General features: G+C 34.5%; 8 protein-coding genes. 4 read left to right on the forward strand and 4 right to left on the reverse strand.

Going from position 1 to position 12,464, the window contains the following annotated elements; genetic code table 11:
* Nucleotides 1-5: 5 nt before the first annotated feature.
* Both P2W65_RS19030 and P2W65_RS19035 read right to left on the reverse strand, forming a co-directional pair.
* A complete protein-coding gene (locus tag P2W65_RS19030) occupies nucleotides 6-2,693 on the reverse strand; it encodes a DUF5695 domain-containing protein (RefSeq protein ID WP_289660048.1) in 2,688 nt (895 codons plus the stop codon).
* A 61-nt stretch (nucleotides 2,694-2,754) separates the two neighbouring features.
* Entirely contained in the window at nucleotides 2,755-5,808 is a 3,054-nt protein-coding gene (locus P2W65_RS19035) for a beta-L-arabinofuranosidase domain-containing protein (protein WP_289660049.1), read from the reverse strand.
* A gap of 471 nt (nucleotides 5,809-6,279) precedes the next feature.
* Here P2W65_RS19035 and P2W65_RS19040 point away from each other — a divergent pair, with 471 nt between their 5' ends.
* Nucleotides 6,280-6,738, forward strand: a complete 459-nt coding sequence (locus P2W65_RS19040; protein ID WP_179006082.1) for an RNA methyltransferase — start codon at nucleotides 6,280-6,282, stop codon at nucleotides 6,736-6,738.
* A 149-nt stretch (nucleotides 6,739-6,887) separates the two neighbouring features.
* Here the strand turns inward: P2W65_RS19040 and P2W65_RS19045 are convergent, their stop codons facing one another.
* Entirely contained in the window at nucleotides 6,888-7,745 is an 858-nt protein-coding gene (locus tag P2W65_RS19045) for an alpha/beta fold hydrolase (protein ID WP_289660051.1), read from the reverse strand.
* Between the two features lie 409 nt (nucleotides 7,746-8,154).
* Here P2W65_RS19045 and P2W65_RS19050 point away from each other — a divergent pair, with 409 nt between their 5' ends.
* The 3 genes from P2W65_RS19050 to P2W65_RS19060 all read left to right on the forward strand — a co-directional run bounded on the left by P2W65_RS19050 (nucleotide 8,155) and on the right by P2W65_RS19060 (nucleotide 10,148).
* Nucleotides 8,155-8,934 (forward strand): alpha/beta hydrolase, encoded by a 780-nt coding sequence (locus P2W65_RS19050; RefSeq protein WP_289660052.1) that lies wholly within the window; start codon nucleotides 8,155-8,157, stop codon nucleotides 8,932-8,934.
* 27 nt (nucleotides 8,935-8,961) lie between these two features.
* Nucleotides 8,962-9,651, forward strand: coding sequence for a hydrolase (locus tag P2W65_RS19055; RefSeq protein ID WP_289660053.1), 690 nt, complete (start codon nucleotides 8,962-8,964; stop codon nucleotides 9,649-9,651).
* A 77-nt stretch (nucleotides 9,652-9,728) separates the two neighbouring features.
* Nucleotides 9,729-10,148 (forward strand): DoxX family protein, encoded by a 420-nt coding sequence (locus P2W65_RS19060; protein WP_289660056.1) that lies wholly within the window; start codon nucleotides 9,729-9,731, stop codon nucleotides 10,146-10,148.
* A 78-nt stretch (nucleotides 10,149-10,226) separates the two neighbouring features.
* Here P2W65_RS19060 and P2W65_RS19065 read toward each other — a convergent pair whose 3' ends face one another.
* The gene (locus tag P2W65_RS19065) at nucleotides 10,227-12,179 is read right to left on the reverse strand and encodes a sigma 54-interacting transcriptional regulator (protein ID WP_289660059.1); all 1,953 of its coding nucleotides are present in this window, start codon (nucleotides 12,177-12,179) and stop codon (nucleotides 10,227-10,229) included.
* Nucleotides 12,180-12,464 lie beyond the last annotated feature (285 nt).

The following is a 12,464-nucleotide window of genomic DNA, read 5'->3' on the forward strand; positions in this document are numbered from 1 at the left end:
TTATATTATAATTTAATTTTAGTCGCTTTATTGGTCAACGGTATTTCATACGCCCCTCTCACTTTTGGATAAGAAAGCTTTATATCTTTATCGATTCTTAAATAAGCATTTGGAGTGAATTCGTTTTTACTGCTCAAAGTAATTTCAACTTCCTCTGTTTTTGTATTATAAGTAATGGTATCAAAAGTTCCTGCATCTAATGTTAACCACAATTGTTTTGGTGCAAAGAATACTTTAGATTTTGCAGCTGTAGTTAATTTTACGCTTACTAAATCGCCTTTTACAGTAACATTACCACCAAAAGCCAGCCAGCCTAAATCAGCATCTTTTGTAATGTAAGTTGCTGTATTTACTGCATAACCATAAAAACCGGAACCGTAATCTCCTGACAAATAATCAATTCTTAACTCTGTTGGATAAGAGTGAAAAGCGGCAGAACCAAATCCGTCTTCGGTAATATTTGAAATTCCGCCTAGAAGACCGCCGTAACCTACTTTCAATAAATACAAATCATCCGATTTTTTTCTGTATTGTCTCAAAACTGGAATTGCATTTAAAGAAGATCCATAATGATGAATCTGGCGTTCTACTCTAGATAATTTTCCTCCGTATAAGAAATCCCAATATCTACGTGCATTACCATTATACGCCCAGTGAGGCATTGTTGGCATGTAAGCTAAAATTGCGTTTAAAGTTACATCAGCTTTTTCATCATAACCAAAATAATCCGACCAGATATATACTTCTTCCTGACCAGTAGAATCCCAAGGCATTTCGCTTCCAAAAGGATAATCCAATGCTTTCCAATGATTGGCTCTTTCTTTCATTTTTGCTTCCAAATCAGTGGCCATTTCGGTCATATTTTCATTTTTCAAGTCTTCCAAAATCAACAGGAATACAGAACCTTCCATTTGACCAAACTGAGCATAATAAGGTGCCAGTTGTGTCATTGCAATTGAAGTATGGTAAGCTTGTTTTAAATACCAATCCCAAGTTCTGGTTTCCACCAAATCTTTATTGTATCTCGCTAATCGATACAATGTCCAATAAGCAGCCGCGACGTGAGGATAGTTATAAGATCTTCCCGGATCGTTTGCCTCTTTATGTTTCCAGGCCGCCCAAGTTTTATAATCTACATCTGAGCTATAAGTACCTTTTGGTAGAGAGTCTGGTTCATAATAAAAAACACTTTTTTTAACCCCATATTTATTTTTTCCTTCGCTATACTGAATATTGCCCCAAAGTGTTTTATCAACAAATTGCTCTAATTTTTTGATTTCTTCTTTATCAGGCTGAATATGCTGTTTCATAATTGCTGCAAGCCATCCTCCTGCTCCGCCTTCGTCACTTAAACCAGCCACCCAAGCCCTGCTGTCTTGAGTCAGTTGTTTTTTGGTTTCATAATCGTAACTAATTACCGAAGGATTTCTTTTGAAAATTGGATCCGGCTGATCGAACCATTGTTCTGTGGTTAAGAAATGACCGAAATCTTTAATCACTTCATTTTCAGGTTTGATAATTTTATAATTGATGGTTTGTTTTATACCATTTTTATAATTGATTGTCAATACGGCGCGTCCCCATTTTACACCATGAACACTATATTTTTTTAAACCTTTTGACGTTTTTCCTTCTTCTTTGATTTGCAATGCTCCTTTAGGTTCAATTTCAAATGAGCTTACCTCGCTTTTATAATTCAAAAACAATTGTGATTTAATATCCTGAGGCAATACATATCCCGGAATACTGGTTGCAACAGGAAGTTCTTCTTTTACAAGCGTATTTTGGATGTCTTCTATTCCTTCAGAAAGTACGAGTTTTAGAGAGAAGTTTTTAGACTCTTTCGGTTTCAATACTAATGAAGTCGGTGTATTCCATTGCTGTGCATTTTTCCACTCATTTTCTGCGTAAGCTTTACTGTAGACCATCCATTCGTGAAAACCTTCAAAAACAATACTTCTCGGCGTCGGATCATCCAATAACGGACGATACGCTTCAAAAGGCATATTTTCTTTTGGAAGCACTACTAATGCAGGCCCTTCTCCGCTTAATCTTTTTACTTCCAAATACCCAGCATCTCTTCCGATATAGGGATCAAAAAATACATTTTGAGCGTGGGTTTCATTCAGTGATTTTCCTTCTAAAATATTATTAAAAACCATTGGAATACCCAATGCGCCAATCTCAATAGGATTATCTGATTTATTTGTAATCTCAAATCGCATTACCAATTGATTACCATCAAGTTCATAAAAACGTTTGATTGTTACCGGAATATTAGCCGGTAAAGTATTTGCTAAATCGGCCGCCGCTAAGATTTTTGATGAAGTTTCCAAAGGAGTAACCGCTGCTCGTTTTGCTGCTGTAGAATAACTCTGCCAATCGCCGTTGCCTTCTTTAATTCTTAAATTAATATCTCCAAGATGATACAATCCATCTTTATCTCTAATTTCAAGTCGGTCACTAGGCGTAAAATCAAAGTTTAAGTTTTTAATGGGTCTTAAACCTGCAACTGTCTGCGATGCTTTTACCAGTTTTAATTGAAAAGCAGGTGTATTTATTTTTTGATAAACTTCTGCAATACCCAAAGAAGGTGTTTTTTGTTCAATTCTACTCCAATAATCCTGAGCCTGAATACTTAGTGTACAGCCCAAAAATAATAATAAACCAAGTCTGTATTTTTTGTTTCCCATCTTTGTTTATGCTTGTTTAGTTTGTTTTTTGTTTGGTTTTGGTCTTGTTTTTTATTTCAATCTATTTTAAAGTAACATCCAGATAAACCGAATGACGTCCGTATGTATTGTAAAATGGTTTAAATTGAATTCCGTCAACAACAAATTCTAATTTCTCCGGATCCCCTTTTATTGATTTACTTAAATCTTTGGCATCTAAAGTTATTTTTCGCCATTCTTTAAGCGGTTCTGTTTCCTGAGCCGCCAATAAAACCGGCCCATAAAATAAACTGGCAATATTCTGCTGATCCATTACAGGATCTAAATGAAATTGAAAAGGCATACGTAATTCAATTTTATCTCCGTCTTTCCACTTACGGTTTAAAGTAAGATAGCTTCCAGGAACCGCTTTTACTTTGACCTCTTTTCCATTTATTTTTACAAAAAATCCTTTCGTTGCCCAATGTGGTACACGTACATTTAAATCAAATTTTCCTTCTCCTTTTATCGTTAATTGTGTATGATCTTCATTTGGAAAAGAAGTCGTCTGTTCTATCGTTACATTTTTTTCTTTCCATTTTACTGTTGATGGAACATATAAATTAACATATAACGACTGATTGTCAATGCTTTTAAAATAAATTGAATTCTGCAATTTGGTGCTGCTTTCCAAAGCTGTTCCGTTACAACACGTAAAACCATCCATTTTTGGATTGCCAAATTGTTTTATTGAACCTGGTCGCAAAGGAACATGGTAAGTATTGGCAGGTGTATTCTCTGCTACCGAAGCCAAAATATGATTGTATAAGCCTCTTTCATAATAATCCATATACTCCGCACGCTGATCGTAAAGGAATAAACCGCTGGTCAATTTCAGCATATTGTAAGTCGCACAAGTTTCGTTTTGTCCGCCTGCAGAAAATCCGTTCTCGTAAATTGTTGACGGCTGACTGATAAAACATTCTGCATTGGCAGGATTACTAGCTCCAGCAACTCCTCCAATACTGTACATATAATCGTTTGTAGTTTTATACCAAAAATTGTCAGCAATGTGATAATATTCAGGTGTTTTAGAATCGTGATACATTTCAAGCGCACCCACAATCTGTGGAATATGCTGATTGGCATGCAACCCACGGAAAGTATCTACATTTTTAGCCAATCCGTTTGAGTGTTTTGCATCGCCGTAAAATACTTTGATGTTGTCAAATAGCTGCGCTACTTCCAAATATTGTTTCTCATTGGTGATTCGGTAAAGGCGTGCCATCACTTCATTCATTCCTCCAAATTCTCCAGCAATATATCTGTTCCACATGCTGATTAGCGTTTCATTAGGTAATTTTTTCATTCTAGCATACACCCAATCCCCCATTCCTTTGGATATTTCGAGCGCTTTCTCATTACCGCTTACTTCGTAAACATCTAATAAACCAGCCAAAATTTTGTGCAAAGTATAATAGGGAGCCCAAATCTGCGTTTTCTGTCCTCCGTAATTAGCGCCTTTTTCCAACATTATAAATTGATCTGGTGGATAAGCGCTGATAAAACCTTTTCCCCAATTCCAATAATCGGTGCGAATTCCTTCGGTACTTAAATCAGAATCATAGGCTGTTTTACCTGGGCCGAAAGGAACCGCTGTAGGATCTGATACTGAAACTCCTCCAGCTGTTTGAGGTTTTCCAGATAGTTGAGCCAAATCATAAAGCGTATCGACCAGATAATTCATTTTTTTTGCGAAATCTTCGTGTAACGCATTGTCATATCCTGTACTTGCATACGCCTGCGCAATTGCCGTCAAATAATGTCCTGTTGCATGACCTCGCAGTTTGGTATCCTGTGTATCCCAAACGCCTAAAGCTTCTGCATTTTCGGGTTGTTTTTGTCCGAAAGCATTGCGAAACATATACAAGAACGAATCTGGATTTGTTACTGCAAGTGTTTTGATGAACTTCTCTCTATTCTCAATAAATTTTGTATCATGTCCATGAGAATCTGAGCTTAATGTTACTTCATCTAATTCAAAAGCTTTTAGCTTAAGTTCTGGTGGTGCAGCTGCTTTTGTCGCTTGTACTTTGACAACTGCTTTAGGTTTTAAATCTGTTCCCGAAACTATTCCAGTGACAGTATATTGTCCTGCTTTTAACACAGAAATATTATCCGTCGGTTCAGGCCAAATTACTTTAACTTCAGGGCCTTCAATTCCGTTAGCATATATTCCTTTTAAAGTTCCGGGTAATCTAGGAAGATCACCAACTACAGTCTGTACTTTGATATCTGAAATACCGGTTAAATATTGATTATACAATTGAGGTGTTCCCGTTGGATATTTTGGCAGATCGCCTGTCGGCTGTTCTGGTTCCTCTTCTTCAGCTTCACTTTTTAAAGAATTATGGTAAATTTTTCCAATCTGTTTTTCTGTTAACGGAACTCTATAGATTCTAAAATCATGTAATTTTGCTTTTAAATACGGATCTTCAGGCGAAATTGATTTACCAATATTTAACACATTATTTTTTGCTGTATTAGAATCAAATAATTGATCTAGTTTTAATTTTGCAATTTTAGTTGTTCTCGTTAAAACACCATTTACATAAGTATTCAAAGACTTTGATGGAATATCAATTACAACTACCAAGTGAACCCATTTATTAGTTTCTAAAACGGGGCCATCAGTCTTATACTTTTCTCCTATTGTCGTAATTTCTGTTTGCAGATTAGATTTTTCTTTACTTCCAGTTGGAGCAACAAAAAAATGGGTTTTAGTATTCTTTCCAAAATCAAAAAAATGCTGATTTCGCTGATCAGAAAGCAAATAAATCCATCCTGAAATACTTAACGATTCTTCATTTGCAAATACACTTCCTGGAATCGTAACATAAGCATTACTGCCTGCTGTCAAAGAAAGTACTTTTCCAAATTGAGCATCATTCTCAAATTTCACTTTTGACTCTACTGTTGTACCATGCAGATTATTTCGAGACCAATCCTTTACATCGCCATCAAACACATAACGAGCAATCAATCCTGTTTCGCCAATGCCATCCAGAATCTGATCTCCACCTTGTGCCCACAAAGCAGTTGTTGGTATGGAGCCAAAACTCAACAATGTAAATAGTAATAGTCTAGATAATTTCATATTCAAAAAAATTTAATATTTGGTTTTACTTTAAGCCAGAAGAGTTTAAAACATATCTAATTGTGTAAAATTCACATTTATCAAAAATAGCCAATAATTCTTAGCTTATTGAATGTTTTAACAATTGTAAAATTAGAAGCAATTAGCAAAATAATCCAACCATATTTTATCCTAAGCCAATACTATATTATCTTAAATTAAACATTTTAACAGTTTTATAGAATAATTCAGATATTTATTTAACTAAAAAAATCACTGTAGACCATTCACATTTTTATTGGAAATAACATATTTATATAAATAATCTTTTTTTGATACAATTTATTCTAATTGTAAAACCTTCATTATAAAATGGTTATTTCACTATTCTTTTGAACTTTAGCATTTCTTAGATTATAAAATAAAAAAACACGGCCTCTTCCTCTTGATAAAATATTGATTTATGTAATTGCAGTTTGTACTTTTGCCTCTATGAATGATAATTTTATAAATGAATATTTCGGCATAGGAATACAAAATGGAAAAACGCCTGAGAATTTAGGCGTTTTATGGCGATCAGCTCAAAACTTAGGCGCTACTTTTATATTTACCATAGGAAATCGATATGCAAAACAAGCTTGTGATACTCATGATGCCGTGAAAGCAATTCCTTATTTCCATTATGATACTTTTGAAGCTTTTTTCGAAAATTTACCTAAAGGAGCACGATTGGTTGGTGTTGAGTTAACGGATAAAGCTGTTGACTTAGAAACATTCGAACATCCAAGGCGATGTGTTTATCTACTTGGAGCTGAGGATCATGGTTTATCTAAAAAATCAATGGAAAAATGCCATCATCTGGTAAAATTTAAATCTGAAAAAAGTTTAAATGTCGCTGTGGCAGGGACGATCATCATGTACGATAGAAATTTACCTAAGCCAAGATCTTAAAAATAAGAAAGAGCTGAAACGTTGCTTATGTTTCAGCTCTTTTATGCATTATTACATTCTTTACTTTCCAATACTGAAACCAACAAGGATTAAACAATGTTAAAATCGAATTTTGGTATTTAAAAATCTGATTTCATTAGTACAAAACATTATTTGTTATAGAAATCTTTAATCAAGTCAGCCATCTTTAAATGGTATTCTTCCAGTAAAAAATGACCGCCATCTAATTGATGAATTTCAGCATTTGGTAAATTATTTCGATATGCCCATCCACCAGCTTCTATAAACATCTTGTCATTTTTCCCCCATATAATTAACATCTTAGGCTGCATTTTTTTAAAGTAATCCTGCCATTCCTTATATAAAGCGATATTAGTTCCATAATTTTTAAACAAAGCCAGCTGGATCAAATCATTTCCCAGCCGATTTAAGTAATATTGGTCTAAAGAATAACTGTCCGGACTGATTTTTTCGGGTTCAGAAGCACCGTCTAAATACGTCCATCTGGTAGCTTCAAATTCAAGGAACTTTCTAGCGCCTCGTTCTGCTTCGTCCGTATCATTTTCAATATAAGCTGCAAGCGGAGCAAGTGCTTCTCCTAAGCCTTCTATATAAGCATTTGCATTCTGTACAATAAAAGACTGAACCAGTTCCGGTCTGCGTGAGGCAATTCTATATCCTATTGGACCTCCATAATCCTGCACATAAAAATTGATATTCTTAAGCTTAAGCGCATCAATAAAAGCTTCAATTACAATTGATAAATTATCAAATGTGTATTGAAATTCTTTTACATCTGGAGCATCACTCTGTCCAAATCCTGGATAATCAGGTGCTATTAAATAAAATGAATCAGAAAGCTCATTCATGAGATCTCTGAACATGTGTGATGATGAAGGAAAACCGTGCAATAATAACAATACTGGTTTTTCTGGATTTCCTACCTGACGGTAAAAAATAGTAACTCCGTTAATTTCTACATTCTTGTAATAAACTTGATTTTTCATACTAAATATGGCTTTATCAGTACTAAACTGCTGTGTCTAATAGTTAATCAAACACATTGTACTGAAATTAAACTTTCAAATTTCTCCTTTCTAAAAATGCATTTAGTAGTCATATTTTCCCTAATAGATAGCAATTTTTCCTTTTAAACATTCTTCTAAGAATTCGACGAAAGAAGTACACAAATCTCATAATCAAACCATTGTAAAGAACAGGATTGCGATTTACGTTATATCGGCGAAATCTTTCTATAAGTCTTTCTATTTCGTCAAAAAAAAAACCTCAGAAAACTAGCGAACCTACAGTTTACAGTAGTTGACAACAAAAGGATCAAAAATTGGCTATTGAATCCTGAGTATCTGTAATGATATTCTTAACATAACTGAAATAATAATTCAAAAACTTAAATTCATGAAAGATGTCGTACAATTAAAAAAGAGCTTAGGAATAATACTGTTTATTCTTTTACTATCACTATCAGTAAATACTGTATCTGCTCAAAAGCAGGTGAAAAATATTGTATTGGTACACGGTGCATTTGCTGACGGTTCTGGCTGGGAAGAAGTCTATAAAATCTTAAAAAAGAAAGGTTTTAATGTCAGCATTACGGCTAATCCTAATACTTCATTTACTGAAGATGTGGCCGCCGCAAAACGATCCATTGACCGTATAGAAGGACAAATTATACTTGTTGGCCATTCTTATGGCGGTGCTATTATTACAGAAGCTGGAGACTCTGATAAAGTTGCGGGTCTGGTTTACATTGCTGCTTTTGTACCAGACGCAGGGGAAACATTATTACAACTGGTGAAAAGTGGTCCTCCAACACCAAACTCTGGAATTGAAGCGCCAACCGCTGACGGTTTTATATGGTATGGAAAAGCAAAATTTCATTCTGGATTCTGTGCTGATTTAAGTAAAGAAAAAGCTGATTTTCTCTATGATTCACAAGTTCCAATCGCTGCGTCAGCATTTGTAGCGCCCATCACCAAAGCTTCCTGGAAAAATAAACCTTCTTGGTATATCGTTGCAACAGATGATCAAACCGTTCCTATTGAAGGAGCACGATTCATGGCAAAAAGAGCCCATTCTAAAGTGACTGAAATAAAAGCAAGTCACGCTGTTTATGTTTCACAAGCTAAAGCCGTAGCTGATGTTATAGTGCGTGCAGCCAATGAAAGTTTAAAATAATCGTAACTAATTATAATAAATTAAATCATGAAAAAAATTCTATCAACAGTACTTTTAGTAGTAGGAACAACGGCTCTATTAGCACAAAAACCTAGTCCAAGTTTATTAAACCCAACCAATCATGCCTTGATTCTAATTGACTATCAAAGTCAAATGGCGTTTGCAACAAAAAATATAGATTCTGAATTATTAAGAAACAATGCGGCATTAGTAGCAGGTACATCAAAAATATTTAATATTCCAACTGTAGTTACTACAGTAGCCGAAACAACTTTCAGCGGACCTGTATTTCCAGAGATACAAGAATTCTATCCTAAAGCCTCCTCAAATTATATCGACCGTACAACTATGAATTGCTGGGAAGATGTCAACGCTCAAAAAGCGGCGACAAGCAAAGGTAAAAAGACATTAGTTATGGGAGGTTTATGGACCAGTGTCTGCATTGTTGGTCCAGTATTGTCTGCCATTAACGAAGGCTACACTGTTTATGTTATCACAGATGCCAGCGGAGATGTCTCAAAAGAAGCACACGAAATGGCCGTTACAAGAATGGTACAAGCGGGTGCCCGACCAATTACTTCATTGCAATATATTTTGGAATTACAGCGTGACTGGGCTAGAAGTGAAACTTACAAACCAGTAACCGATTTAATCGTGAAATATGGAGGTGCGTATGGAATTGGAATTCAGTATGCCCGTACAGTTATAAAACACTAAAATCTAAATTACAATAGTCAGAGACTGATTAAATCGTCTCTGACTTTAATTTTAATTACAACTGATATCCAAAAACTATGAAAAAAAGATTTTTCGCATTTATGTGCAAAAATGGCGTTTTGAGCCATTTTGGTTTACTTTTCTTTAGAGTAGCCATAGCTTTAGAACTATTAATAGCGCACGGTTTAAAAAAAATCGGCATAGGTGTGACAATGGCTGAAATAGTGCCGAATCCCTTAGGATTGCCAGATTTCTTCAATCAGGCTTTTGCTATTGTCGCTAATGTCATTATGCCTTTATTTATCGCTGTAGGATTATTTACAAAAGTGGCCACACTCCCTATTTTAGCAATAACTTTAAGCGGGTATTTTATGGTTCATTTCAACGATCCAATAGCCGTGAAAGATGTTCCTTTTATTTATAGCATCTGTTTCTTGTTTATAACAATTGTAGGGCCAGGGAAATATTCTCTTGATTACTATTTTTTAAACAAATAGAGTTTCACTTACTTTATCATTAAACCAATTTTTGTCTGCTTTTCTGAATTCCCTTTAGTGGAAAAAAAATTCCCCTTTTTATTGATTCAAGCTGTTTACACCTAATTTTTTCATTTTAGAGTATAAAGTCGAAGCTGGAATATTCAAGATCTCAGCTGCACCGCCTTTTCCTGAAATTTTCCCTTTGCATCTTTTTAAAATATACGTGATATAATCCCGTTCATTGTCATGAATGCTTTGAACTAAGAATTCCTGTGTCTTTTCTTCACTTGAACTTTTAGAAGCATTTGGCAGCGGAATTTCTTTAATTACTGAATCAGCATTTAGTAAAATAGCACGCTGCACAATATGTTCCAACTCTCTTATATTTCCAGGCCAGTCATAAGTTATCAACTGCTGTAAAGCCTGATCTGTAATCTGAGGTATTTTTATGGCTGAAGATTTACTAAATGAATCCATAAAATGGGATACCAATGCTGGAATATCATCCCTTCTTTCTCTAAGTGCAGGAACAGTAATAGGGAAAACATGAAGTCTGTAATACAAATCAAGTCTGAAACGGCCTGCTGCTATTTCCTCTTCCAAATTACGGTTGGTTGCTGCGATAATCCTAACATTAACTTTAATAGGCAGATTGCTTCCTACTCTCTCAATTTCTTTTTCCTGCAGTACTCTCAGGAGTTTTATCTGCATCAGCATTGGCATTTCTCCAATTTCATCTAGAAATATGGTACCGCCTTCTGCTGCTTCAAATTTTCCAATTCTTCTTTCCAGTGCTCCAGTAAAAGCTCCTTTTTCATGACCAAAAAAAAGTGATTCTGCCAAGTTATCAGGAACCGCTCCACAATTTATCACAACAAACGGTTTATTTTTCCTAGGCGATAACTGATGAATACTTTGCGCTACTTTTTCTTTTCCTGTACCACTTTCTCCCAGTATTAAAACCGAAGTATCAGAATGTGCTACTTTTTGAATGTGGTCAAAAACAGTAAGTATTTTTTCACTGCTCCCAATCATAGAACAAAATTCAGGAGAATTTATTTCTGTCTTAACTGGTATTTTTTTCTTTATAGTGCTAACAGGTTTGTCACTTTTTAAATCATTCCTTTTAACCACAAACTTCGCTAATATGGTTTCCAATTTGGTTAAAATTGACAAATGATCATTGGTATAAACAGCTGGATTTCTGCTAAAAAAGAAAAAGTTAAAAACACCTCTATTTTCGATACGTACGGGAAGAGCTAGAAATGATTTAAGTCCAAAGGATTGTATAACCATCCTCTTAATTGGAGAATTTTGAAATACATGATTAAAAACATCTCCTTCGTAAATTTTCGGGAATTCAAGCTTAGGAGAATTTTCTTTTAGATCCAATAATTCCTGTTTGCTTTTACCTGTTATCTTAGAGAATTTTTCATGATCAATAACTTCATAATTATCAAAATTCTTTCGCATCAAACCTAGAGGATTTGGATCATCTTTCACATAACCAGCTCGAATGTAATCGAATGGTACATAAGTCTGCAGCTCCTTAGCAAGCTCCACTAATGCATGTTCCCATTTTAAAGTGGAACAAGTAATGGTTTCAATACTTTCTTTCAAGATATTTTCCTGCTGTGATTGGGATTCGATCGAATGTCTATGACGATAGGAAGCTATTTCTAAAGTAATCAAGACATCTTTAGGCCTAAAAGGTTTCACTATAAAACCGTAAGGATGTGTCTTTTTTGCTTCCTCCAATATTGATTTATTAGAATTTGCAGATAAATATATAAAACCTATATGGTTCTTATTTAGTTCTCTAGCCAGATCAATACCTGTTTCCTTTCCTCTCAAACGGATGTCTAAGAAAACCAGATCTGGCCTTTCCTGTTCGATCAATTCTAAAGCTTGAGATACTGATTTAGCAACACCTATCACTTGGTAATCTGCTTTCTGAAGTATATATCGTAAATCATTTGCCTCAATAAACTGATCTTCAACAATAAGTATTTTCATCTGATCATTTGCAGCATTTTTTTGAAATTCCATACGCTATATTTTAGGGGGAACAGAGGCACTTTCCATTAATGAATTAAGGAAATAAAGATAATAAGCATTTTATTAATAAAATAGAAAACGAGTAAAAAAAGGTTCTTTTATTGTAATGCTAAATTATTCCTTGAATTTTATCAAAATAATAAAAATCAAACTGACAATCAATAATTTACAAAAACAAAACTCTTATAAATAAATTTTATTTAATCTTAAAGCCATACTTTTGATTGTGCCCTTTTTAGTTTAATTTTAACAGTTCCTTAAAACAAGAATTAATCC

This window comes from Flavobacterium panacagri (genome assembly GCF_030378165.1).
Lineage (GTDB): Bacteria > Bacteroidota > Bacteroidia > Flavobacteriales > Flavobacteriaceae > Flavobacterium > Flavobacterium panacagri.

Excerpts from the sequence above, each read along its gene's own strand:
- P2W65_RS19050 (WP_289660052.1), top strand. The coding sequence starts at position 8,155 with ATGAAAGATGTCGTACAATTAAAAAAGAGCTTAGGAATAATACTGTTT.
- P2W65_RS19060 (WP_289660056.1), top strand. The coding sequence starts at position 9,729 with ATGAAAAAAAGATTTTTCGCATTTATGTGCAAAAATGGCGTTTTGAGC.
- P2W65_RS19065 (WP_289660059.1), bottom strand. The coding sequence starts at position 12,179 with ATGGAATTTCAAAAAAATGCTGCAAATGATCAGATGAAAATACTTATT.
- P2W65_RS19040 (WP_179006082.1), top strand. The coding sequence starts at position 6,280 with ATGAATGATAATTTTATAAATGAATATTTCGGCATAGGAATACAAAAT.
- P2W65_RS19035 (WP_289660049.1), bottom strand. The coding sequence starts at position 5,808 with ATGAAATTATCTAGACTATTACTATTTACATTGTTGAGTTTTGGCTCC.
- P2W65_RS19055 (WP_289660053.1), top strand. The coding sequence starts at position 8,962 with ATGAAAAAAATTCTATCAACAGTACTTTTAGTAGTAGGAACAACGGCT.
- P2W65_RS19030 (WP_289660048.1), bottom strand. The coding sequence starts at position 2,693 with ATGGGAAACAAAAAATACAGACTTGGTTTATTATTATTTTTGGGCTGT.
- P2W65_RS19045 (WP_289660051.1), bottom strand. The coding sequence starts at position 7,745 with ATGAAAAATCAAGTTTATTACAAGAATGTAGAAATTAACGGAGTTACT.